This is a genomic window from Cupriavidus sp. 05N39, from assembly GCF_056397325.1.
The window spans coordinates 172567-194648 of record NZ_JBFTNE010000002.1 but is presented as its reverse complement, the minus strand read 5'-3'; the positions used below and the strand labels follow the sequence as shown (position 1 = coordinate 194648).

General features: G+C 65.7%; 23 protein-coding genes and 1 pseudogene. 15 read left to right on the top strand and 9 right to left on the bottom strand.

All coding sequences use genetic code 11. The annotated features are described in order from the left end of the window. Positions 1-247 precede the first annotated feature (247 nt). Positions 248-643, top strand: coding sequence for a DUF488 domain-containing protein (locus tag AC1DN0_RS01845; protein ID WP_035862401.1), 396 nt, complete (start codon positions 248-250; stop codon positions 641-643). A gap of 26 nt (positions 644-669) precedes the next feature. On the opposite strand, the gene AC1DN0_RS01840 is transcribed toward AC1DN0_RS01845, so the two are convergent. Together AC1DN0_RS01840 and AC1DN0_RS01835 are read right to left on the bottom strand one after the other, a co-directional pair. Next, entirely contained in the window at positions 670-840 is a 171-nt protein-coding gene (locus tag AC1DN0_RS01840) for a hypothetical protein (protein WP_441635608.1), read from the bottom strand. A 253-nt stretch (positions 841-1093) separates the two neighbouring features. Continuing rightward, entirely contained in the window at positions 1094-1852 is a 759-nt protein-coding gene (locus AC1DN0_RS01835) for a GntR family transcriptional regulator (RefSeq protein ID WP_441635610.1), read from the bottom strand. A 292-nt stretch (positions 1853-2144) separates the two neighbouring features. Between AC1DN0_RS01835 and AC1DN0_RS01830 the strand changes: the two genes are divergently transcribed. The 3 genes from AC1DN0_RS01830 to AC1DN0_RS01820 all read left to right on the top strand — a co-directional run bounded on the left by AC1DN0_RS01830 (position 2145) and on the right by AC1DN0_RS01820 (position 6398). Continuing rightward, positions 2145-3392 carry a nucleoside recognition domain-containing protein gene (locus AC1DN0_RS01830; protein ID WP_441635612.1) on the top strand — a complete coding sequence of 416 codons (1248 nt, stop codon included), beginning with the start codon at positions 2145-2147 and terminating at the stop codon, positions 3390-3392. A 541-nt stretch (positions 3393-3933) separates the two neighbouring features. Then, positions 3934-6027, top strand: coding sequence for an FUSC family protein (locus tag AC1DN0_RS01825; RefSeq protein WP_441635614.1), 2094 nt, complete (start codon positions 3934-3936; stop codon positions 6025-6027). A gap of 92 nt (positions 6028-6119) precedes the next feature. Then, positions 6120-6398 carry a DUF1488 family protein gene (locus tag AC1DN0_RS01820; protein WP_441635616.1) on the top strand — a complete coding sequence of 93 codons (279 nt, stop codon included), beginning with the start codon at positions 6120-6122 and terminating at the stop codon, positions 6396-6398. A gap of 92 nt (positions 6399-6490) precedes the next feature. Here the strand turns inward: AC1DN0_RS01820 and AC1DN0_RS01815 are convergent, their stop codons facing one another. Then, positions 6491-6961 (bottom strand): universal stress protein, encoded by a 471-nt coding sequence (locus AC1DN0_RS01815; protein ID WP_441635618.1) that lies wholly within the window; start codon positions 6959-6961, stop codon positions 6491-6493. A 127-nt stretch (positions 6962-7088) separates the two neighbouring features. Beyond that, positions 7089-8090 (bottom strand): L,D-transpeptidase, encoded by a 1002-nt coding sequence (locus AC1DN0_RS01810; protein ID WP_441635620.1) that lies wholly within the window; start codon positions 8088-8090, stop codon positions 7089-7091. A 208-nt stretch (positions 8091-8298) separates the two neighbouring features. Here AC1DN0_RS01810 and AC1DN0_RS01805 point away from each other — a divergent pair, with 208 nt between their 5' ends. Both AC1DN0_RS01805 and AC1DN0_RS01800 read left to right on the top strand, forming a co-directional pair. After that, positions 8299-9093 (top strand): DUF1835 domain-containing protein, encoded by a 795-nt coding sequence (locus AC1DN0_RS01805; RefSeq protein ID WP_441635622.1) that lies wholly within the window; start codon positions 8299-8301, stop codon positions 9091-9093. Positions 9094-9116: 23 nt separating this feature from the next. Next, positions 9117-9761 carry a TetR/AcrR family transcriptional regulator gene (locus AC1DN0_RS01800; RefSeq protein WP_441635624.1) on the top strand — a complete coding sequence of 215 codons (645 nt, stop codon included), beginning with the start codon at positions 9117-9119 and terminating at the stop codon, positions 9759-9761. 41 nt (positions 9762-9802) lie between these two features. On the opposite strand, the gene kefC is transcribed toward AC1DN0_RS01800, so the two are convergent. Together kefC and kefF are read right to left on the bottom strand one after the other, a co-directional pair. Continuing rightward, a complete protein-coding gene (gene kefC / locus AC1DN0_RS01795) occupies positions 9803-11626 on the bottom strand; it encodes a glutathione-regulated potassium-efflux system protein KefC (RefSeq protein WP_477102474.1) in 1824 nt (607 codons plus the stop codon). Positions 11627-11636: 10 nt separating this feature from the next. Then, positions 11637-12194, bottom strand: coding sequence for a glutathione-regulated potassium-efflux system oxidoreductase KefF (kefF, locus tag AC1DN0_RS01790; RefSeq protein ID WP_441635628.1), 558 nt, complete (start codon positions 12192-12194; stop codon positions 11637-11639). 415 nt (positions 12195-12609) lie between these two features. On the opposite strand from kefF, the gene AC1DN0_RS01785 reads away from it, so the two are divergent. Beyond that, positions 12610-13308: a GNAT family N-acetyltransferase gene (locus tag AC1DN0_RS01785; protein ID WP_441635630.1), complete on the top strand. Its 699-nt coding sequence runs from the start codon at positions 12610-12612 to the stop codon at positions 13306-13308. Positions 13309-13387: 79 nt separating this feature from the next. On the opposite strand, the gene AC1DN0_RS01780 is transcribed toward AC1DN0_RS01785, so the two are convergent. The 3 genes from AC1DN0_RS01780 to AC1DN0_RS01770 all read right to left on the bottom strand — a co-directional run bounded on the left by AC1DN0_RS01780 (position 13388) and on the right by AC1DN0_RS01770 (position 15616). After that, on the bottom strand, positions 13388-13879 hold the full coding sequence (locus tag AC1DN0_RS01780) for an Lrp/AsnC family transcriptional regulator (protein WP_035862473.1): 492 nt from the start codon (positions 13877-13879) through the stop codon (positions 13388-13390). Between the two features lie 395 nt (positions 13880-14274). Further along, the gene (locus tag AC1DN0_RS01775; RefSeq protein ID WP_477145492.1) at positions 14275-14862 is read right to left on the bottom strand and encodes an EF-hand domain-containing protein; all 588 of its coding nucleotides are present in this window, start codon (positions 14860-14862) and stop codon (positions 14275-14277) included. A gap of 163 nt (positions 14863-15025) precedes the next feature. After that, positions 15026-15616: a hypothetical protein gene (locus AC1DN0_RS01770; RefSeq protein WP_441635635.1), complete on the bottom strand. Its 591-nt coding sequence runs from the start codon at positions 15614-15616 to the stop codon at positions 15026-15028. 269 nt (positions 15617-15885) lie between these two features. Between AC1DN0_RS01770 and gspG the strand changes: the two genes are divergently transcribed. From gspG to gspN, 8 genes and pseudogenes are all read left to right on the top strand, one after another. Beyond that, complete coding sequence (gene gspG, locus AC1DN0_RS01765) at positions 15886-16353, top strand: type II secretion system major pseudopilin GspG (RefSeq protein WP_276291195.1); 468 nt, start codon at positions 15886-15888, stop codon at positions 16351-16353. A gap of 36 nt (positions 16354-16389) precedes the next feature. Next, positions 16390-16875 (top strand): GspH/FimT family pseudopilin, encoded by a 486-nt coding sequence (locus AC1DN0_RS01760; RefSeq protein ID WP_441635637.1) that lies wholly within the window; start codon positions 16390-16392, stop codon positions 16873-16875. After that, the gene (gspI, locus tag AC1DN0_RS01755; RefSeq protein WP_441635639.1) at positions 16872-17300 is read left to right on the top strand and encodes a type II secretion system minor pseudopilin GspI; all 429 of its coding nucleotides are present in this window, start codon (positions 16872-16874) and stop codon (positions 17298-17300) included. The genes AC1DN0_RS01760 and gspI overlap by 4 nt, the downstream gene beginning before the upstream one ends. Next, positions 17278-17994 carry a PulJ/GspJ family protein gene (locus AC1DN0_RS01750; protein ID WP_441635641.1) on the top strand — a complete coding sequence of 239 codons (717 nt, stop codon included), beginning with the start codon at positions 17278-17280 and terminating at the stop codon, positions 17992-17994. The genes gspI and AC1DN0_RS01750 overlap by 23 nt, the downstream gene beginning before the upstream one ends. Further along, positions 17991-19064 (top strand): type II secretion system minor pseudopilin GspK, encoded by a 1074-nt coding sequence (gene gspK, locus AC1DN0_RS01745; RefSeq protein WP_441635643.1) that lies wholly within the window; start codon positions 17991-17993, stop codon positions 19062-19064. Before AC1DN0_RS01750 ends, gspK begins: the two co-directional genes overlap by 4 nt. 341 nt (positions 19065-19405) lie before the next feature. Next, a complete protein-coding gene (gene gspL, locus AC1DN0_RS01740) occupies positions 19406-20806 on the top strand; it encodes a type II secretion system protein GspL (RefSeq protein WP_441635645.1) in 1401 nt (466 codons plus the stop codon). A 23-nt stretch (positions 20807-20829) separates the two neighbouring features. Beyond that, the gene (locus AC1DN0_RS01735) at positions 20830-21447 is read left to right on the top strand and encodes a type II secretion system protein M (RefSeq protein ID WP_477102475.1); all 618 of its coding nucleotides are present in this window, start codon (positions 20830-20832) and stop codon (positions 21445-21447) included. Beyond that, positions 21447-22043: pseudogene (gene gspN / locus AC1DN0_RS01730) on the top strand (type II secretion system protein N); the annotation flags it as partial. The gene AC1DN0_RS01735 and the pseudogene gspN, both read left to right, overlap by 1 nt. Positions 22044-22082 lie beyond the last annotated feature (39 nt).

The following is a 22082-nucleotide window of genomic DNA, read 5'->3' as shown; positions in this document are numbered from 1 at the left end:
CGGTAGTTGTGTTGCGAGGGGGCGAATCTTAAGGGAGCCCCTCGGCCATGGCAAGCGTTTTCTGAAATGTTTTTCGCACGACCCATAAAGAGCCTCATAGTCAACAAATGGACGCGAGAAGCAAGCTGGCAACGGGACTGGTCAAGGGCCATACGGCCGAGGCAATATACAGCCACCATTGGAAGGCATCGAGGACGCGAGTCGGCGCACCATCCGCCACCGACTCTATATATAGGAGGAGATCCGCATGACCATCCGCATCGTGAGGCTGGGCTCGCCCAGGTTGCCCGACGAAGGGATCCGCATCGGGACCGTGCGCCGGCCACCGCGGGGCGTACCAAAGGCCGAATTCGCCACGCGGGACTTCTACGATGTGTGGTTCCCGAACCTGTCGCCGTCAGCCGAACTGGTCTCGGAAGCCCTTGCCATACAAGGCGAGGGGAACGAGAAGGCCTGGCGGGCATTCGAGCGTCAGTTCCGGGCAGAGATGGCCCGTCCCGATGCAAGCCGGACCCTGGACCTGCTGGCCGCCATGTCGCAGCAAACCAACTTTTCGCTTGGCTGCTATTGCGAGCACGAGGAACGCTGCCACCGCTCTATCTTGCGCGCCCTGTTGGCGACACGCGGAGCCGCCCTAGCTTAGGCCAGCCGAAGACGACAGTGAGCCGGTCACACCACCCTGTGGTCATTCGCGCACTGGCGGCGAAATAGCGCGCGCAGGCTGGGCCAGCGGATAGGAAGGAGTGGCGTGCAGTGGCGCACAGCATCGCGCTGCGCATAGTGCACCATCAGTTGTTCGCCAATCGACTGCCGGAAATAGGAGGGCGCCGGGTAGTTCATGCTCAATCCCTATTGTGGTTCGTCAGGATTGATAGTATACCAAATTTTGGTGCAGTGCGTCATACCAGGGCACGCGGCCGCCCCACAATGGGGCGGCCGCGCCGGCATGTATCCTGGTTTGGTCCTTTGARATCAATAGCAGGCAGGCACCGCGCCCCGATAGAACGGACACGGCATCAAAAAGATGTTTTGTATACCAAATACCGTGTGGCCGTAGGCCATCCTCCGGAATTGACGGCCATCCCTTGTGCCCTTAGCCAGCACCCGCGATGCTGCCATCACGTTTGGCGGCACCGTCACGGCCGCTGGTTTCGCTGACGGCCATATCTTCGGCTGCCTTGGCAGCACTATATACATGGCGGGTCGCCAGCAGCGCCGCCAGGTCGGCATCGCCGGCGATGACTGCCTGCAGAATCTGGGCATGTTCCTCCCAGTTCTGCCTGGCGCGCGCCACATTCGCCGGCGCGAACAGCAGTCCCGTGCGCTCCCGCAGCGTACGCACCATATCCTGCAGCACGCTGTTGGCGGCGATATTGCCCAGCACTTCGTGGAAGTGGGAATTCAGTTCCACGAAGCGCTCCGAGCGGCCGCTGGCGGCAGCTTCAGTGCCCTGGCGCAGGACCTCGTTGAGTTCCGCAATCAGGGCCGGATCACGGCGCTGGGCTGCCAGCTTGGCGTTAAGTCCCTCCAGCGTGGCGCGCACTTCGACCATTTCCTTGGCAATATTCGGCGACAACGTCGCTACCGAGGCACCACGTCGCGGCTCGATGCGCACCAGGCCTTCCGCCGCCAGCGCGCGAAGCGCTTCCCGCACGGGAATGCGCGAAACGCCCAGCTCGGTGGAAAGCTTGTTCTCGACCAGGCGTTCACCCTGGCTATATTGCCCACCGAGGATGCGCTCGCGCAATGTATCGGTAACCAAGGCAAACAAAGGGGAATGCTGGGCGCCAAGGCTGGCGCCGGCGGAATCCGAACCAGGAAGAGCGTGTTCGGTACCAGGGGCGTCGGACATAGATTCTGGCTTGGGTCAGCAAGACACCGTCCTCGGCTAAAGCGCGCAGGCTGTCCGTCGCGGACGGTTGTCAAAGGGATCAAGGACGGCGGCACCATCCCGGAACGTTCACGGATAGGGCAGCCGCAGTGGCAATGTCCGCATTGTATACCGGCAGATCAAGGTTTTTGCGCAACGAAAAGCACCTGCGCCGTCATCGTCTCGCATGGCTTCGCCGCCAGCCCGTACTTCTGGCCCGGCAGGCTATGATGCGGTGGCCTCACTCCTCCCAAACCCCGCGTGTATTTTGCCGATGGCTCTGAACCTGGTCTGGCTCTCCTTCTTCCTGATTGCTTTCGTCGTTGCCTGCATCCGTCTGGCGGCAGGCGATACCGCTGTGTTCCCGGCGATGCTGGCGAGCCTGTTCGACAATGCGCGTACGGCTTTTGAGATTTCCCTTGGCCTTGCCGGCGTCATGAGCCTGTGGCTGGGCATGATGCGTATTGGAGAGCGTGCCGGCGTAGTCGACGTTTTCGCGCGGGCCGTCAACCCGTTGCTGCGCCATTTCTTCCCCGGCATCCCACAGGGTCACCCGGCTCAGGGCGCGATGATGATGAATGTGTCGGCCAATATGCTCGGACTGGACAATGCGGCGACACCGCTCGGCCTCAACGCCATGCGCGAGTTRCAATCGCTCAACCCGCGTCCGGACACGGCCAGTAACGCGCAGATCATGTTTATCGTGCTCAACACGGCCGGGTTGACGTTGATCCCTACCTCGGTAATCGCCATGCGGCAGGCGATCGCCGTCAAGCAGGGTCTTACCGGATTCAATGCGGCCGATATCTTCCTGCCCACTTTGCTGGCCACTTGCGTCTCTTGTGTGGCAGGGCTGCTGGCGGTGGCCTGGGCGCAACGGCTCAATCTGCTCAAGCCAGCTGTACTGGCCGCCTTCGGGCTGTTGGCAGTTGGTGTCGGCGGACTATTCCTCTGGCTGCGGCACGCGCCCCCGGAGCAGGTCAGCACCGCCACAGCGCTGGCCGGTAGCGGCTTCATCCTGACGCTGATCGTAGTGTTCCTGGCTTGCGGGGCGATAAGGGGCATCAATGTCTACGACGCATTCATCGACGGCGCCAAGGAGGGCTTTGGCGTGGCTGTGCAGATCATTCCTTACCTGATCGCGATCCTGGTGGCGATCGGGCTGTTCCGGGTGACTGGGTGCATGGACGTCCTGATGAAAGGCCTGACCGCCTCGTTTGCCTGGCTTGGCCTGGACACTGCCTTCGTGCCGGCCTTACCGGTTGGGCTGATGAAGATCCTGTCGGGCGCGGGCGCCCGCGGCCTGATGATCGATGTCATGACCACTTATGGCGTCGATTCATTCCAAGGCAAGCTTGCCGCCATCATCCAGGGTTCGACGGAAACCACCTTCTATGTGCTGGCGGTGTACTTTGGCAGCGTCAATATCCGCAACACCCGCCACGCACTGGCCTGCGCCTTGTTCGCTGACCTCATCGGACTATGTGCTGCCGTAGGCATTGCGTATCTGTTTTTCCGCTGAAATGGGAACAGTGCATAGCCATAAGGCCAATAACATATCGTCAAATACTCAACAAAAAGATGAGGAAACGGGCTCGGCGATGTATTAAGCCGCTACTTTGTTGCTCACAAGCAACATGTTTGTGAAGCCAGACACGCTTACCATCTGCACCGCTTGGTGCGTCGCAACAAATCGTATATAGTGGAATCTGTCTCCTCCACCACCTCGGTGGATTCCAGCCCGCGCACGAAACTGCGCGGGTTTTTTTTGCCCTCGATCTGCCGATGATCTTGGTCAGCCCTTGCTATAACGCGCCATCGCTTGGCCGGCGAGCGTTTTCGAAAGGCGCACCAAAGCAGTCCCGCACGCGCACCATGATGGGACCGAATTGCACCGGCACAACGTAAAACACGGATTCCGCAGCGCGATGTTGCGGCGCAGCATTTCATGCAGTAGAGTCGATCTGTCACTCACGCTTGGCGCGACGGATCCCCGCTTTCCGGCGCCCTCCCTTCCTACCAACATGCTTTCCGCGTTGCGCCCGCCCCGCCCCGATGCCTGGATGCTGCAAAGAGGCCTGGTCTACGCCTTCTCCTTTCTCGCGCTCGCCGGATTGGGATGGCTTACCGGGCAGGCGGGATATCTGTGGGCGGCAACAGCTTCGATCTGGACCTGCCTTGCCGACCGCCGCGGTACCGCGGCCGAGCGTCTGATCTCGCTTGGCTCCGTTGGGATCGGCGGCGCCGTTGCATGCGCCCTGGGGATGGCCGCAGCCGTGACGCCATGGACAGCGCTAGCCTTGGTGCTGATGGCAGGACTGGCTGCCGGCCTGGCCGAAACCAAGGGTGCCGTTCCCGCGCTGTCGGCCAAGCTGCTCTATGTGGTGCTGATCGCCTCCTGCCTGCAGCCAGCCGGAGACGCAGAACTGGCCGCGCGCGTCATTGCCGGCAGCCAGGAGTTCCTGCTCGGTGGCATATTCGCCTGCCTGGTCTGCCTGTTCCTGATTCCTTCAGAACGCGACAACCGACCGCGCAATGAGATCCTGGCGGTGTTCGACGCCTTGCTGCGCTTTGCCAACGCGCTGGCTGACGACAACCCCGTTGGCGATACGGCCGCCAGCAAGCGCGATATCCGCGAGCGCATCGAGGCGGCACACCTGGCTGTCAATGCGAGACGCAGCCTGCGGGATCCCCTTGGCCTGATGCACTATGCCTATGTGGTGAGCCTGGCCGATGCCATGTTTGCGCTGCTGATCGTTGCCGCCGAATTGCACAGCCGCAGGGACGATGCGAGCGAACCCGGCGATGGCAGCGTCGAGCGCCTGCCGCTCCCGCACCTGATGCGTTGCGTCGCCGATGTCCGGGAGCAAGTCTGCGAGGCACTGGCGCATCAGGCGCCAGACCTGCCATCGCTATGCGCGGCACTGGCGCGCGAATTGCGGCGCCTGCACGCGCCGCTGGCCAATGCCGGCGCTCCGCCACCGTACCAGGCCGCCCTGAGTGCATTGGCAGGGTATCCGGCGTTTGCCGAATGGCGCAACGAGTACCGCTGGCCGCGACGCGCCTACCGGCGAACGTGGCAACGCTGGCGGGCCACCCTTGCCGAGCATACTGCCCGCGACGCCCGCGTGGCCCGCCATGCGGTGCGGCTGGCGATGGCCGGCAGCCTGAGCCTGATGCCGGCGCAGTTCTGGAAGGTGGATCACGGTTACTGGGTTGCGGTCACTGTCATCATGGTGCTCAGCCCTCAACTGCAGACCACGCGCAGAATCTCATTCCAGCGTTTTGCTGGTTCCCTGGCGGGCGCACTGCTGGCCTGCGCCATCGGGATGGCCCACCCGTCGGCGCCGCTTGCGCTGGCGATCAGCGCAGCATTCCTGGCTGCGGCCTATACCAGTCGGCTGGCCGGCAGTCCGGGCGCCTTCGCCCTGGGCCTGACGCCGGCGGTGATCCTGTTCTCATGGGTGGGGGCGCCTGCGGCGGACAGCAGCCACTTTGCCGCCCTGCGCGGTATCGACACGGCGCTCGGCTGCCTCATCGCCCTGGCCAGCTACTACGTACTGGCGCCGCGCGCCGAATTGTCGCGGGTGTATCGCCATAGCCTCGATGCCCTCGTGGCGAACACTGTCTACTTGCGTGCGGCGTTTGCCGGTGCCGGCGCGTTTACAAACTCGCCCACCCGCTCGCCGGCTCCCACGCAAACCCGTCTGGAGACGTTGCGTGTGACGGCTGGACGCACCTCCAGCCGGGCCGATCACACCTTGCAGCAAGCCACAGCGGAGCTCACGCCGGAACTGACCTGGGAATATGCCAAATTGCATATGGCCTTGAGGCGCATGGCGGCACTGGCAGGACTGGTGCGAGCCGGGCTCGAAGCTGAAGCCGGCGCCAGCCTGCCCGAGCCGGCCACGCGGGCAATGCTGCAAGGCCTCGCGGCGCAGCTTTCAGAGCTGGCGGCACACCCCGGCGCCGGCGCGACGACCGTCGCGGCCGGCCCCATGCCCGACGCCACCGCCTCCCTCGACCGGTTCCTGATCGAACAGGCCGTGCTCGCCTCATCCCAGGCCAGCGCGGCGCACGCAGCCATGGCCGCAATACACCGGCTGGCAGGCGGCCAAAGCAAGCGCACTGATCAGCACTTGCCGCAACCGGGTTGATTGCGGTCAAGCTGCCGGCGCGGGCCTGCATCACGGATCGGCACGATCACCTAGAATGGTGTCATCCCTCAGTGACCGATGTGAGGCACGCCATGCCCGAAATTTCCTTTCCCCGCAGCGTTCCCACTTACTGTGCGGCCAGTCTGACGCTCTCCTGCCCCGCGACGGTGAACGGCAAGCCAACGCTCTATTCCATCACGGCCGAGGCGCTCGAAACACACTTTGGCGCGCGCTCCCCGCGCGAGGAAGATCTGGTGCGAGCGTTCACCAGCCACCGGCAGCGTATCGAGCGCATTGCCGAAGGGCTGTTCGAGCTAACCCAGGCACGTGAGATCCTGTTGCGCAGCGGGCATATCCGTTTCGCCGGCTGAGAACCCGAGGACTGGCAAGCAAAGCGCCCCGTTCCGGCTGCATGCCAGCCGGTCCCCGACCGGCCGCATCCATCTATCGCGCCTGGTCGTGCTCAGCCTTCCACCGCTTGGCCACGCACCAGCAGCACCGGCACGTTGGCCTGGCGAATGACCGACTCGGCCACGCTACCCAGGACCAGCCGGCGCACGCCGCGCCTGCCGTGGGTCCCAATCACGATCAGGTCAGCACCCCAGTTGCTGGCAGCCTCATTCACGGATCCGGCGATATCGCCGCCGACCGCCTGTTCGCTCACCAGGCGCGTCTCGTAACGCACGCCTTGCGCGGCGAGCCGCTGGGCCGCAGCCGCCAACGCGCGTTCGCCGCTCTCGGCCAAGGCATGCATTACCGGCGTCGGGTCGTAGTAGGCRACATCGAACATTAGCTGGCCGTTGTCCACGATATACAGGGCAAGCACCTCCGCGTCGCCGGCACCTGCGAGCCGGATTGCCTCGTTCAGGGCCAGGTCGGAAGTTGCGCTACCGTCCACAGCCACCACGATCTTCTTATATACCGCATTCGTCATTGCCATTTGCTCCAGGAACATCACGGATAGTGGCGAAAGCGCCATAGCGCTCCGCCGGAATGGATACTACTCTCCCAATGCGTCAGGTAGCTGGTACGGCACATTGTTGCCCGTACCCGGATCAGCGTCACTGGGAGGAAACCGGGCTCGCACCGGAGTCGACTATCACGAGATAGCGGCCCGGCCGCGCCACCGGCGTGCGGTCCGGCGCAAGAACCCAAAGTGAGTCACCGCGCTCGACCGCCGCCACGTAATCAGCATCGATCAGCCCGAAACGATCGATCAGGCGATTGAGTCCGGCAGGAATCCGCACGCATCCCTTGGACGCCGGACGACCGAGGCGGGACTCCAGCCGGTCGGGGTCGGTCGCGTGCATTTGCAGGCGCATCTGGCTCTCGCCACCCTTGCCCCAGCCGCGTTCGGCATCGACCCAGCCAAAGTCATAGACGCGCATCCCGCGCACGCCGTAGCCGCGGATCCCGTTCTCGTTGTAAGTACCCTCGGCCCGAAAATCCATGTTCTCCAGGCTGTGGTCGAACACACCGACGGGCGTGATGAAGTGATCGAATTCACCCGGCTTGCCTGTCGATGTGGATGTCGCGCCAACCCATCGCCAGGAGACGCCGTCGCCAGCTCGCGCGAACACCATGGCGGCCTGGACGCGGGGGTTGCGGTCGACCAGAACGACCCAGTCGCCGGCCCCGGCATCCAGCCCGTCGGCCTGGAGCGCGGATGCCAGCAGGCCGGCATACCGTGTGACGGTGGCGGCCGGCAAGTTGAGATGGCGCGGCACCTGCTGCGTGAACGCTTGCCGCACCGTGCCGAATTCGCTGTTGGCAGCAACCAGCGGCGCCTGGATTGAAAACAGCCCCAACAGCGCCAGCAGTGCGCACCGCTGGCGGAAAGCGAGGACGCCGGCCCTCCGGGGGCGAGTACATTGCATAGTTGCCTCCTTGCGCAAGGTCGCAGCCAGATACCGGGCCGGCGTTACCCGGAAATGCGCTGATCGAAGCGCTATGCTTGATGATTCACGTTTGTTCAGCCCGCTGCCTTGCTCAAGATCAAGATATCGGGTGAGCGCCGGGTGAGCGCCGTTAACGCCGCCGACGCTACCAGGCACCACGTGCATAGTGCCTCCTACTCTTATATAGACCGCTGCGGTGGCGACGATTTCCCGGCGCAACGCTCGATGTGTTGCACGCGGGACATGCCCTGAACCGCATCGGCAATGGAAGCGCAGCCAAGCGCACGCGGGTGGGGTGAGGCGCCCGGAACGATCCGGCAAGGCCCTTGCGTTTCATGCCAGAGTCTGGGCGCATCCATATACAATCACGGCCATGCAATACATCCATGTCGTCAACGGCGACGTAGCGGGCAACACGCTACGGCAAGCCCTCGCCCAGGCCGCCCGGCCCGACCCGGTCGTCGTGCTTCGCGACGACCTCGCCGTCGGTCCACTTGCCGACGTCGACAGCAGCGGACTCATCCGCTCCGGTTTCTGGCAGCGCGTGGCGCCCTATAGCGACATCGACTTCGCCGCAGAAATGCACCAGGCGCTCGACCAGTTGCACAAGTTGCGCAAGGATGAGCTGGAAGTCGCCATCTGGCATGGCCAGAGCGCATCCGACCAGCTGATGCTGCGCCGGGTGGTGTTCCATCTCTACCAGTCGCCGCAGCGCATCAATGAAGTGGCCATGGACCTGCGCGAACTGGAAGTACCAGCAAGCGGCAACCTGGCCGCTATCGGCATGTACCCCGCGGCCCGCCTGGCGCGGCGCTTCTCCACCATTGCGCCGGTCTCGGTACTGCGCCTGGGCCGCCTGGGCTACGAGTGGCAGCAGAACGTCAAGGAAAACGCCGACGTGCGCCTGTGGAAAGGCAATACGCTGGTGCCCGCGGCTTATCACACGGTCGATGAGGTGATCCTGGAGCGCGCCCCGCTGGAATGGGCGCCGGCCTCCCAAGTGGTGGGCGGCGTGATGGGCGCCATCGAAGGCCTTCTGGCCAGCGACTGGTTTGTGTTCTGGCGCTGCCGCGAACTGATCGGTGCCGGCCAGCTCGTGCTGCGCGGCAACGCCGAGTCGCTGCAGACGTGCGAGCTCCGCCGCAATCTGTCCGCCGGCGGCGATTAAGAAGAAGAAAAGCAAACGTCTCCATGGCCCGTACCAAGGCACCCGATTTCGAGGCGCAGCGCGAACAGATCCTGGAACTGGCCGCCGCCGCCTTTGCCGCCAGCAGCTACCCCAGCACCTCGATGGCCGATCTGGCCGCCGCCTGTGGCACTTCCAAGGCGCGGCTATATCACTATTACGAGAGCAAGGAAGCGATCCTGTTCGACCTGCTTGACCGCTACACACGCCGGCTTATGCTGATCGTGACCGAGGTCGAAGCCGAGGCCGAGCGCCAGGGGCGCAGCGAGCGGGAAAGCTTCGCCAACCTGATCCGGGCCTTCCTTGCCGAGTACGAAACCTCGCAAACCCGGCACGTCGCCCTGATCAACGACGTCAAGTTCCTCGCCGAAGAGCAGCGCGACCAGATCCTCAAGCGCGAGCGCGACGTGGTAGCCGCCTTCTCGCGGCAGTTGCGCAGGGCCTACCCGGAACGCGTCAACCGCGACAACCAGGCGGCGCTGACGATGACGGTGTTCGGCATGATCAACTGGACCTTCACCTGGCTCAAGCCTGGCGGCAAGCTGTCGTATGCGGAATTCGCCGAGATGGTGATCGACCTGCTCGCGGGCGGGCTGCCGGGCACCCACGCCACCGGAGCGTCGGCCAGGCAGATTGGAAGTGCCGCGTAAGGCATATCGATACAACGGGCGCCAGCGGGGCGCCCGTTGTATCAGGACCAGTCTTCCTCTTCCTTGCGGCGGCGCTGGTCGCGATCCTGCCGGAACATTTCCTCCAGTTCGTCGCGCGCCTGGCGCGCCAGCGATACGAGCTTTTTCTGGTCGGTGTAATGCGGGTAGAACCGATCGATCGCCGCGATATTGTGGCGCCGGAACCTGAGCGCGAGCGAGCGCGCATGAGTGGGATCGTAGCCCAGTCCCTCCAGCACGCGGCGTCCCAGCATCAGCGACCCCTCGAACAGTTCGCGCTCGAATAAATTCACCCCGCGGTCCTTTAGCTGGTAGACGTGCGACACATGACGCGCCCGCGCATAGATTTCCAGGTGCGGGAATCGCGCCCGCACACTGTCGATCAGCGCCAGGCTGTCCTCCATCCCGTCGATCGCCACCACCAGTATGCGCGCCCGCTCGGCGCCGGCGGATTCGAGCAGGTCCATGCGGGTGGCATCGCCGTAAAAGACCTTGAAATCGTACTGGCGCAGGAACTCGATCTGGTCGGGATCGTGGTCCAGCACGGTCACGCCGATTCCCTGTGCATAAAGCAACCGGCCGATGATCTGGCCAAAGCGGCCGAAGCCGGCGATCAGCACGGGGTTGTCCTGCGGCGAGATCACATCGTCCGGACGGCGCGCCAGGCGGGCCAGCCGGGGTGCCACAAGCCGGTCGTAGGCAAGCAGGAGCAGCGGCGTAGCCACCATCGACAGCGCCACGACCAGCACCAGCAGTGCCTCGGTGCGCGCCGGCAGCAGGCCCGCGCCTCCCGCCACCCCAAACACCACGAAGGCAAACTCACCGCCTTGCGAAATCAACAGCGCAAACAGCAGCCACTGGCCCCGCGCGATGCCGAAGCGCGGCGCCAGCAGGGCCAGTACCACCGTCTTGAGCAGCACGAAGCCAACCACCAGGGCAGCCACCTGACCCGGCGCCTGCATCAGCACGCCGAAGTCGATCGACATGCCGACCGCCATGAAGAACAGGCCCAGCAGCAAGCCCTTGAACGGCTCCAGGTCGGCCTCCAGCGCATGGCGATATTCCGAGTCCGCCAGCAGCACGCCGGCCAGGAAGGTGCCCAACGCCATGGACAATCCCACCGCGTCCATCATCAGGGCGATGCCGACCACCAGCAGCAGTGCGAAGGCGGTGAACATCTCACGCATATCGGTTCGCGCAATAAAACGCAGCGCCGGCCGCACCAGATAGCGCCCGCCCACCACCACGGTGCCGATCACGCCGACCGCCTTCGCCGCCCCGAGCCATCCCACCGCCCCCGACGTCCCGGCCACGCCGGCTTCGGCGCCCCCGGCCGCCAGCAGCGGCAACAGCGCGATCATCGGGATCGCGGCGATGTCCTGGAACAGCAGGATGCCGAAGCTGGCCGCACCCGCGGGCGTACCGAACAGGTTGCGCTCCGTCAGCGTGGCGAACGCTATCGCGGTGGACGACAACGCCAGCCCCAGGCCCGCCACCAGCGCCACCTGCCACGGCGCCCCGACAAGCGCCGCGACGCCGCCGACCAGGAGGGCGCAGGCGGCCATCTGGGCGCCGCCGTAGCCGAAGATGACGCGGCGCAACGCCCACAGCTTCTTGGGCTCCAGTTCCAGGCCGATCACGAACATCATCAGCACCACGCCGAACTCGGAGAAATGCAGGATGGATTCGACATTGGTGACTAGCCGCAGGGCCCACGGGCCGATCGCCACGCCCGCCAGCAGGTAGCCGAGCACCGCGCCAAGGCCGAACCGGCGCGCCACCGGCACGGCCACCACCGCGGCGATCAGGAAGACCACCAGCGCCACCAGGAAATCGTGTTGTTCCATGGCGCGCTCCTCAGCCTGCGGCAACGCGCGCGGCGCCGCCCAATACGCCGGACACCCGGCCGATGTGATCGGCCAGCGTCCGGGCATCGGCCTGGTTGGCGTCATGCAGGACCAGCGGCGCCAGCCAGTTCATGCCGCACAGCACGGCGGTCTGCTCCAGCGGCAGCATGTATTCCTCGATACTGTGGCCGTGCGCGCCATCGGGGCCATACGAGTCGGCATGTCCACCGGTGCTGGCCACCACCAGCAACGACTTGCCCCGCAACGCCGTCCCGCCGGGACCGTAGGCCCAGCCGCTCTCCAGGACTTCGTCCAGCCACAGCTTGAGCAAGGCCGGAACGCTGTACCACTGCACCGGGAACTGGAACACCAGCGTGCCGGCGCGCGCGAGCGCGCGCTGCTCCGCGACCACATCGATGTCGTAGTCGGTGTAACTGGAATAGAGATCGTGCACGGTGACGTCCGGCAAGCTTTCCAGCGCTGTCGCCAGTGGACGATTGACGCGAGACAGATGCGGCCGGGGATGCGCATAGATGACGAGAATCGGGGGCTCTGCCTTGGGGTCCACGAAAAATCCTGAAAAATGTAATGCAAAACGAGGGGCACCCGGCTAAAAATGCCGTGTGAATCACAAATCAATGCGCGCAACCCGGCGCTGGCACGCGGGTTCAAGGTGCAAAAGGCGGCCGGTGGCGGAACAGAAAGGAATGCGGCGTTGCAGCAAACCCACAACGCGATGCCGGAATCACCCCTTCGATATCGCCGCAACCCATTGATTTACATAGATTTATACGAAATTTACAAAATCGCACAAGCTTCTCTCGGGCCTAACCTTACGTCGAACTGACAATTCCACTACAATACTTTTTGCATCGCAGCAAGATAGTGTTTGCCCTTGGCTTTCGTGCCAAATGCCGAAAGTGCATGGATAAACACCCGCTGAGTGCTATTTTTATACCTGAATACGTCGCGAGGAAAACAAAGTGAATCCGCTCGAACTGAGCAAGGCCGTCGGGGCCGTATCCGACGAAGATCTCCGCCGTGCAGCCGCAGCCGCGCAGGCCTCGCAGCGCCCCACCACCCTGGTGCGCGAGCTGGCAGCGCATCACCGCTCGCGCCTGCTCAAGCATTTCCTCGCCCTGGGTGAGGAGGATCGCCTGCTCCGTTTTGGCCAGTCGGTTGGCGATCATGTGATCGAAGCCTATGTCGACAGCATCGATTTCGACCACGACACTGTCTTCGGCGTCTACGACGAACACCTGGAGCTGATCGGCGTGGGCCACTTCGCCAACCTGCGCGACAACGCCCAGGGCCGCGTGGCCGAGTTCGGCGTCTCCGTGTCGCAGAGTGCCCGTGGCCGCGGCATCGGCAGCTCACTGTTCGAGCGTGCCGCCATGCACGGCCGCAACAGCAACGTGCGCACCTTGTACATGCACTGCCTGTCGCGCAATGCCGCCATGATGCACATCGCCAAAAAGGCCGGCATGAAAGTGCAATACGCCTATGGCGAGGCCGACGCCTACCTCGAACTGCCGCCCGCCGATACGGTCAGCCGCCTGACCGAAGCGCTTGACGAGCAGGTAGCCGACCTCGACTACATGCTGCGCCGCAATCTTCGCGATGCACGCCGTTTCGGCCTGCGCTTCTGGCGCTCGATGGTGCCGCAAAAGCGTACCGCCTGAGGCGGCGCCAACCGGCCACGTTCAAATGGCGCGCCACCCGGCGCGCCATTTTCATTGGTGCCGGCGCCTGCGGCATGGATCAGCCGCCCGGTACCGGCAAGGCCGTGGTGTCCTTGATGCATTCGAGCGCGAAGCTCGAGCGCACGTCGATCACCGCCGGATGGGCCAGCAAATCGTCTTTCATGAAGCGCGCGAAGTGCTCCATGTCTTCTACATAGACCTTGAGCAGCAGATCCATCTCTCCCGTCATTGCATGACAGGCGGCCACCTCCGGCCAGATGGCGATGGAGGCGCGGAACAAGTCCAGCGGCGCCTTGCCCTTGGGCGCCCCGCCATGCTTCTCCAGCCGTACATTGATATAGGCCAGCAACCCCAGCCCGATCCTGCCGGGCTCCAGCAGCGCCGCATACTGGCGAATCACCCCAATCTCCTCCAGCCGGCGAATGCGCCGCAGGCAGGGGCTGGGCGACAGGTTCACGCGCTCGGCCACTTCCAGGTTGGTCAACCTCCCGTTGGTCTGCAGCACCTCCAGGATCTTCCTGTCGATCTTGTCCAGCTCCACCTTGCTCACGATATTGTTGCTCCGCAATATGTTTGTCGGCAATTTTTTTGCGCAAATTTAGCAAATCGTGCACAAGTACGCAATTTTTTGTGGATGGGTAGGCCGCCCCCCGGCTTCATCGCCCCGCGCGATCGCCTTCCGGGTGCAAGATGCTGCCTCCGCCTGCCACCGTGCACTGGAACCGGGCGCCCGGGGCCGGGCGGCATTGAACATTCAGGCCGCCAGGGGCAGCTGCGATCCGTTGATCCACCTGGCCGAACGTTGGGAAGGCAAGGATGGTGCCAACACGGGCTCGGCCAACCGCGCCGTGGCGCGCGTCATCCGCAAGCGCGAAAAGAAAAGGCGCGGCCAGTCCGGCCGCGCCTTTTCTTTTTCACACGGCGCGTCGCGCCGTGCGTCCTGCCTTAGCCGTCGCGGCTCGACGGTGCCGTCGGATTGGGCGGACTATTGCGGGGCATCTGCTGCATCCGCTGGTCGTGCATCTTCTTCATGCCGGCGCGGATCTCGTCCAGCGTCACCTTGCCGTCATGGTTGGTGTCCAACTGGTCGAAGTTCTTGGCCAGGCGAGGCATGCCAGCTTGCATTTCAGCCTTGGTCAGCGCGCCGTCACCATTCTTGTCGGCCGCCTTGAAGCGGGCCTCGAACTCAGCCTGCATCTCGGCCCGGCGCTGCTCCCAGTTCGCCTTGTGATAAGCCGCCAGTTCGTTCTTGTCGAGCTTGCCGTCGTGATTGGTGTCGATCTTGTTGAACAGCGCATCGGCTTCGGCCTTGGAAATCGCGCCGTCGCCATCGGTATCGATCGATTTGAGCCACATGCCGCCACCATGGCCCATATGGTGATGCATGCCGCCGTCCATTCCCGGTGCTGGCGCAGGTGTGGGCGCTGCCGGGGCCGCGGCGGTCTGGGCGAAAGCCGTGCCGCCGATCGCCAGGAACACCGCCGAAGCGGCCATGAAATTCCGGATCGAACGCGTCTTGAGATTGCCTTGCATGTCTTTGCTCCTTTTTCGTCTCAGTGGACTGGTAAGGATTAGAGCGCAGGGCAGGCCGGAAAGTTGGTCCATCTAATACGTTGTTACGCAGGTCACAGTTGGACGCCGCCCGTGTAAACCACTGAAAGTTGCGGTAAGTAAGTCAGCACGCCGCCGTTACAAGTCAGTCTTTAACGCTAGTTGATTCATTGCCGCCGCCCGGCTGGGATTGCTGCGGAGCAGCAACGGACGTGGCCGGCATCGGTGTCGAAAGCGGCGCGGCGGCGCCGGAGGGCAGCCCCGGCTGCGCCGGAACTGCCGGGCCACGCCTGACGATGGCAGGGACCGGCAGCGCAATCTCCTGGCGCACGCCGTTGCGCTCGATCACGACCGCGCGGTCGCGTACTTCCGTCAGCCGGATCTGCGGCGACAGCGCCGTGCCCGCGCGCACCGCCTTGGGAGGACCGCCATCGAGCGAGACGATGGCCGCGCCGGCACCGCTGCCGATATCGGCAACCACGCCGATTACCTGCACGTCGCGCACGCCGGACTGCGCGCTGCCGCCAAACAGCGTGCCGGCCGCGCCGGTCTCCACCGCCTCGGTCTGCGCCACGCGCGCCACGCGCGGCACGGAAATGGTCTTCATCGCGCTGAAGGTGAGCGCCCAGCGGGTCGCAAGAGCGCACAGCGCGACGAACAGCACGAGCCCGACCAGTCGCGGCAGCCAGAGGCCGAAGGGGTTAAAGCGAAGGGCGGGCCGCAGGGATAGTTGCACGGAGATAGGTAAACTGGGCGTGAAAGTACCAAGCCTACCAGAGCCGTATGACAGCTGTCTGCCCCACGCACGCCCGCTCCACAGCGGCACCGGGCGGCGGCCTGGTGCCAGCGGCTGCCGCCGCGGCCGTTTCGAGGTGGGTGAACATGCGAGCACTCGCTCACAAAGTCGTCATGTTCTGGCGGTTATACTGTTTGACTAACTGGATCGCCGCCACGCGCAAGAAGAAGAGCAGGCGCTCCGCCAGAAATTCCATAAGGCTAACCATGATGCGCAGGATCGTTGCCAACTTCTCCGACTCTTCCCCCCGCCTCGGCCGTCGTCGCGCCCGCGGCTTTACCCTGATCGAAATCATGGTCGTGATCGTGATCCTTGGCGTGCTGGCCGCGCTGGTGGTTCCGAAGATCATGAGCCGCCCCGATGAAGCCCGTATCGTCGCAGCGCGCCAGGACATCTCCTCGATCATGCAGGCACTCAAGCTGTACCGCCTCGACAACAGCCGCTATCCCACCACCGAGCAAGGCCTTGCCGCGCTGGTGGCCAAGCCCGCCACCGAGCCGGTTCCCAATAACTGGAAAGGCGGCGGCTACCTGGAAAAACTGCCCAAGGATCCCTGGGGCCATCCCTACCAATACCTGAACCCCGGCGTGCGTGGCGAGATCGACGTGTTCAGCTTCGGCGCCGACGGCCAGGCTGGCGGCAGCGCCAACGACGCCGATATCGGCAACTGGGAATAAGGTAACAACGCCATGATCCGGGCCGGGCGCGCAGCCATGAGCACCTGGCCACAGGGACGGCGATCACATGGCGACCGTGGCTTCACCTTGCTGGAACTGCTGGTGGTGATGGTGATCGCCGGCATCGTGATCGCGCTGGTCGCCGTCAATGCCTCGCCCAATGAGCGCGGCCGTGTGCTGGACGACGGACAGCGCATTGCGCGGCTATTCGAATTGGCACAGGAAGAAGCCCAGCTGCGTGCCCGGCCGATCGCCTGGGAGGCCGATACCGGCGGCTGGCGTTTCCTGCAAGCCACGCCCGCCGGATGGATCCCGCTGACCGATGTATTCGCACCCGCTAAGTGGCGCCTGCCGCTCGACGGCGTGGCCGTGACCGAAGGCGGCAGCGGCAACACCGGCGCCCGCCTGGTGTTCGGGCGGGAGCTGATCGACGGCCCCCAGCACGTAGTGCTGGTGCGCGGCGACATCCGCGTCGACGTGGCCGCCGACGGAACCGGGCGCTACTTCGCCAGCACGCCATGATGCTCCGATCACCGTCCTTCCCGTTCCCCCGCAAACGCCGGTGTTTGCCCGCGCATGGCTTCACCCTGATCGAGGTACTGGTCGCCCTGACCATCCTGGCGGTGGCGCTGACCGCCGCCATGCGTGCGATGGGATCGATGATCGAGGCCGGCTCCTCCTTGCAGACCCGCATGCTGGCCGAGTGGAACGCCGAGAACCACCTCGCCAGCCTGCGCTTGTCCAAGACCTGGCCCGAACCCGGCACACGCGGCTACGCTTGCCCGCAGGGCGGCGTCGAACTGTATTGCGAAGAAACGATCTCCGGCACGCCCAACCCGTCTTTCCGCCGCGTCGAGATTGCGGTCTACCCGTCCGGCGCCGACAAATCCGTGCGCCTTGCCTGGCTCGTCACCATCGTCCCCAATGAAACGCGCAACCTGCTTTAGGCGGCCATTCGGGCGGCCAGCCGCGCGCGGCTTCACGCTGCTGGAAATGCTGGTGGCCATCACCTTGCTCGCGGTGATCGCGGTGATCGCCTGGCGCGGGCTGGATGCGATGACGCGCGGCCGCGAACGCCTGACCGACCACGACAACCGCCTCAATACGCTCAAGTTGCTATACGGCCAGTTCCAGTCAGACTGCGAGGCTCTGGCCAGCCCGGCCCTGCTGCAGACCAGCCCGGTCGAGTTTGGCAATGGCCAGGTGCTGATGGTGCGCGACCGCCGCGACGAGGGGCGCCCCGCGCAGTGGCAGGTGGTGGTCTACCGGCTCAACGGCAATACCGTGGTGCGGGTGGCCAGCCCGCCGGCGGACAACCGCAACGCGGTGCGGGCCGCGATGATTACCCTGCGCCAGGCCAACGCTGGCGGCAACCTCGCGCGGGCGCTGGTCAGCGATGCGGACAGCCTGTCGGCACGCGCCTGGATCGAGCCCGGCGGCTGGCAGACCGAGAACGGCCGCATTGCCGCGGCCCTGCTTGGCGGCAACGCCAGCGCCAGCGCGTTGGCTGCCTCGGGCGCAAGCGCCAGCCCGGGCGTGGCCACCACGGTGGTGCGCGCGATCGAGCTCAACCTGACGGCGCGCATGGGCGACGGCGACACGCCGCGGCGCTTCCAGAAGATCTGCATGACCGGCCTATGAGCAAGCGCCCACGCCATCTCGCGGCCGCGCGGGCGGCAACCGCCCGCCGCCCCGCTCCCCTTGCGCTGACAAGGCACCGCCAGCGCGGGGCCGCCGTGGTGACGGCGCTGCTGGTGGTCACGCTGGCGGTAGTGGTGGTATCCGGCATGTTATGGCGGCAGCAGGTACAGATCCGCTCGATCGAGAACCAGCGCCTGCTGGCCCAGGCGACCTGGATCGAACGCGCGGCCGTCGACTGGGCCCGCCTGATCTTGCGCGACGACCAGCGCCGCACCAACGTGGATCAATTGGGCGAACCCTGGGCGGTACCGATCGCCGAAACCCGCCTGTCGGACTTCCTGGGCGCCGCGCTGCGTACCGACCAGGAGGGCGAGACCTCGTTCCTGTCGGGCCGCATCCTTGACGCCCAGGCCCGCTTCAACCTCAGCAACCTGGTGCTATGGACAGCCAGCGAAACGCAAGGCCGGGTCGCCACCATCGACGCCCCCAGCCTGGCGATCTATCGCCGCCTGCTGCAGACGCTGGGCCTGAACGTGGCGCTGGCCGAGCCAACCGCGCGCTACCTGTTGAGTGCCGCCGGCGGCAGCAATGGCAACAGCGGCGACAGCCAGCGGGGACTGCGCTCACCCGATGACGTCAACGACCTGCTCGCCATCCCGGGCTACACGCCGGCTATCGTGGCCACGCTGACGCCCTTTGTCGATGTGCTGCCCGAGCGCACGCTGGTCAATGCCAACACCGCCGAGGCCGAAGTACTGACTGCGGTGATCGACAAGCTGCCGCTGGACCGCGCCCGCGAACTGGTGCGCCAGCGCGACCGCGCCTTCTTCAACAATATCGGCGACCTGCAGACGCAATTGCGCACGCTGGCACCGCAGGCCGACCCGAACGCCGCCATCAGCACGCTGGACGTGCGCACCCACTATTTCCTCGTCTACGGGCTGATTCGCCATGAGCGCGCCAGCCGCATGCAGGTCTCGCTGGTCTACCGCGGCGAAGTGCTGGGCAACGCCAACACCACCCGGGTGGTCTGGGTGCGCGATATCGACCGCATGCCCGAGCAGCGTTGAGGCCCCCCGCCGCGGCCACGGGTGTGGTTCCGGGCACCAGGCAACGCCGCTGTCCCTGTCGTGACGAAGCGTCCAGGCGTCCCCGGCGACGCCTGCCGGCGCGCTTTTCGAGCGTTTGCCAACTGAAGTCTGACAGATACGTATTGACGCCAATTCGTCACACAGGCAAGGTATGCTCCGGCCCGGCGGAACCGTGGTCCCATGAACTTGGCGCTCCGCCTGTACGGTGCCGCCGGCAGCCATGCTGGGCGTCTGTCATGCGCGCGGCGCGGTCCGCTGCAGGGTCACCAGCCCCCGCTATCGTTCAATGACGCCATGATTGGCGCAGTAGCAAGGAAATCTTGAGCACCACCCTGTACGTCCGCCTGCCGCATCGGCCGCACGACCAGCCGCAACCCTGGCACTTCGGTGCCCTGCCGTTTGCCCTGGTGCGCACGGCCGTCGCCGAGCGCGACCGCCGGCATGGCCCCCAAACGGCCGGGCAGCTGTTGCGCGAAGGCCACGCTGCCATCGCCGAACTGCCTGCCGCCGACCGACTGGTCCTGATCATGGCAGCCAGCGACGTTCTGCTGACCGGCGCCACGGTACCGCCACTGGCGCCGGCGCGCCTCAAGCTGGCGCTGCCGAACCTGGTCGAGGAAGTGCTGGCCACCGACGCTCACCCTTGCCATATCGCCGTTGGCCCCGTGCTCGATGCGGTGACGGGCAAGGCTGCCAGCGGCTCGCGCCGTCGCCTGCTGATGGTGACCGACCGGGCTTGGCTGCGCGCCGTGCTGGACGCCTTTGCCGAGCATCGCTACCGCCGCCGCCATGTGCTGCCGGCACAGTTGTGCCTGCCGCTGCCGGTAGTGGCCGCTCCCGCTGAAGCAGCGGCCAGCGCCGCTGCCGATGCCCCGGCCCCCGCGGTCATGGCTGCACTGGCGCTTGAAGCCGCCACCCTGACCAGCGCGTCCCCCCTGTTCGAAACGGAGGGTGTACCCGCGCCGGCCGATATCCCGCGCTACTGGCAACTGACTGTGCGCAGCGGTGAGTACGCAGGCTACGGCCTGCTGCTTGGTTCCGATGCGCTGGGTGCCTGGCAGGGACTTGCCCCGGCCGGTGAGTGGTACGCATCGCCGGAAGCCATGGCGCAAGTGGCGCCCCAGGGCGCGCATCCGCTGGACTGGCAGGCATGGATCGAAGGAGCGCAGGCCAGCCTGCGCGAGCCCTCTCTCGACCTGGCCCAGTTCGAGTTCGCCCAGGGCCGCGCCGATCGCTGGAACCTCAAGGCCTGGCGCCTGCCGCTGGCGCTGGCTGCGGGCCTGATGGTAGTCCAGCTGATCGGCATGAACGCCCACTGGCTGCTGCTGCGCCAGGAAGAGCAACGGCTGGTGGCCGGGCAGGAACAGGCATTGCGCAGCGCCTTCCCGCAAATTCCGGTGGTGATTGACCCGCCGCTGCAGATGCGCCGCCAGGTCGAACAGCTCCGCCTGGCCAGCGGCCGCAGCACGCCTGACGATTTCCTGCCGCTGGCCGACCGCTTCAGCCAGGCCGCAAGCCAACTCGCGCCGGACGCGCTGCTGGCGCTCGAATACCGCGGGCATGCCCTGTTCGCCACGCTCAAGCCCGACACCGACACCGACGCTCTGCGCAGCGCGGCGCGCCAGTCCGGCCTGGCCATGGAAGCCGACAACAGCCCGCCCGACCCCTCGCGCGGCAACGCACCGGCCGGTACGCGCTGGTCGATCAAGCCCAGCCTGTGAGCGCGGACCGCCAAGTGAACCTGATGAAAGACACCGCATCGAAACCCGGCCCGGGCGCCGCCAAGCGCAGCCCGGGCGCCCGGGCGCGCGCCGCGGAGCGGCTGGCGCGCCTGCGCCCGCGCGTGCCGCAGCGCTGGCAGGAGCGTTTCGACGCATTCTGGTCGGCGCGCAATCCGCGTGAACAGGCCATCCTGGCTGGCGGCAGCGCCGTGCTGGCACTGGTGATCGGCTATACCGTCCTGTGGGAGCCCGCCGCCGAAGGGCGCGCCAAGCTGCAGCGCAGCCTGCCGCAGTTGCGCAGCGACCTCGCCGAGATGGAAACGCTGGCGCAGGAAGCGCGCGGCCTGGCGGCCAGCCCGGCGCCGTCGCTGCGCGGCGAGGCGCTGAACCAGGCGCTGCAGGAGAGCCTCGCCCAGCATGGCCTCAAGGCCACCCGCCTGGCCGGCACCGGCGACAACAGCGTGCAGGTCCAGCTCGACAAGGTGCCCTTCGGCTCGGTCGCGAGCTGGTTGCAGGATGTGCGTCAGCAGCAGCGCCTCAAGGTGATCGATACCCGTATCGTTTACGTTGGCCCCACTGCCGTGGTTAATGTCACCGCAACCCTGCAAGGCCCCACCGGCAACCCGGGCGGGCGCGGCTGATGGCGCGCCTGGAAGCCCTCAGGCTGCCCCGCCGCCGCGTCCGCAGCCCTCGCGGCTGGCGGCGCGTGGGCTGGCTGGCGCTCGGCTGCGTGACCGTGGCACTGACCGTGCTGGCGGCATTCCCCGCAGCATGGATCGCCGACAGCATCGCCAGCCGCAGCCAGCGCCGCGTGCTGCTGGCCGATGCCGATGGCTCGATCTGGAAAGGCAGCGCCACCCTGGCGCTGTCGGCGGGCGCCGGCAGCGAGACCGCCACCGTGCTGCCCGGCCGCCTGCAATGGTCGGTGGCGTTCTTGCCGTTGCTGACCGGCACCCTGCGCGTGGTGGTGACCCACTCGGAGGCCATGAGCGGCCCGGTGGGCGTGGCGGTCACGCCATTCGGCTGGACCGCGCAAGCCGGCGCCATCCGCCTGCCCGCATCGCTGCTCGAAGGCGTCGGCGCGCCGTTCAACACGCTGCGCCCGGACGGACTGATGCGCATCGACTGGTCCACGCTGCAAGGCCGCTTCTTTGGCCAGCCCGGCAAGCCGGGCGGCGCTGCCGGCTTGACAGGCCACGTGACCCTGCGGCTCGACCAAGTATCATCGGCTGTCAGCGCGAAACCTTCGCGCCGCCGCCCGCAGCCCGGAACCGAA

Coding starts and splice junctions, on each gene's coding strand:
- gspK (WP_441635643.1), top strand. CDS start 17,991: ATGAGCAAGCGCCCACGCCATCTCGCGGCCGCGCGGGCGGCAACCGCC.
- AC1DN0_RS01760 (WP_441635637.1), top strand. CDS start 16,390: ATGAGCACCTGGCCACAGGGACGGCGATCACATGGCGACCGTGGCTTC.
- AC1DN0_RS01775 (WP_477145492.1), bottom strand. CDS start 14,862: ATGCAAGGCAATCTCAAGACGCGTTCGATCCGGAATTTCATGGCCGCT.
- gspI (WP_441635639.1), top strand. CDS start 16,872: ATGATGCTCCGATCACCGTCCTTCCCGTTCCCCCGCAAACGCCGGTGT.
- AC1DN0_RS01750 (WP_441635641.1), top strand. CDS start 17,278: ATGAAACGCGCAACCTGCTTTAGGCGGCCATTCGGGCGGCCAGCCGCG.
- AC1DN0_RS01800 (WP_441635624.1), top strand. CDS start 9,117: ATGGCCCGTACCAAGGCACCCGATTTCGAGGCGCAGCGCGAACAGATC.
- AC1DN0_RS01835 (WP_441635610.1), bottom strand. CDS start 1,852: ATGTCCGACGCCCCTGGTACCGAACACGCTCTTCCTGGTTCGGATTCC.
- AC1DN0_RS01820 (WP_441635616.1), top strand. CDS start 6,120: ATGCCCGAAATTTCCTTTCCCCGCAGCGTTCCCACTTACTGTGCGGCC.
- AC1DN0_RS01735 (WP_477102475.1), top strand. CDS start 20,830: ATGAAAGACACCGCATCGAAACCCGGCCCGGGCGCCGCCAAGCGCAGC.
- AC1DN0_RS01805 (WP_441635622.1), top strand. CDS start 8,299: ATGCAATACATCCATGTCGTCAACGGCGACGTAGCGGGCAACACGCTA.
- AC1DN0_RS01825 (WP_441635614.1), top strand. CDS start 3,934: ATGCTGCAAAGAGGCCTGGTCTACGCCTTCTCCTTTCTCGCGCTCGCC.
- AC1DN0_RS01810 (WP_441635620.1), bottom strand. CDS start 8,090: ATGCACGTGGTGCCTGGTAGCGTCGGCGGCGTTAACGGCGCTCACCCG.
- kefC (WP_477102474.1), bottom strand. CDS start 11,626: ATGGAACAACACGATTTCCTGGTGGCGCTGGTGGTCTTCCTGATCGCC.
- gspG (WP_276291195.1), top strand. CDS start 15,886: ATGCGCAGGATCGTTGCCAACTTCTCCGACTCTTCCCCCCGCCTCGGC.
- AC1DN0_RS01840 (WP_441635608.1), bottom strand. CDS start 840: ATGAACTACCCGGCGCCCTCCTATTTCCGGCAGTCGATTGGCGAACAA.
- AC1DN0_RS01845 (WP_035862401.1), top strand. CDS start 248: ATGACCATCCGCATCGTGAGGCTGGGCTCGCCCAGGTTGCCCGACGAA.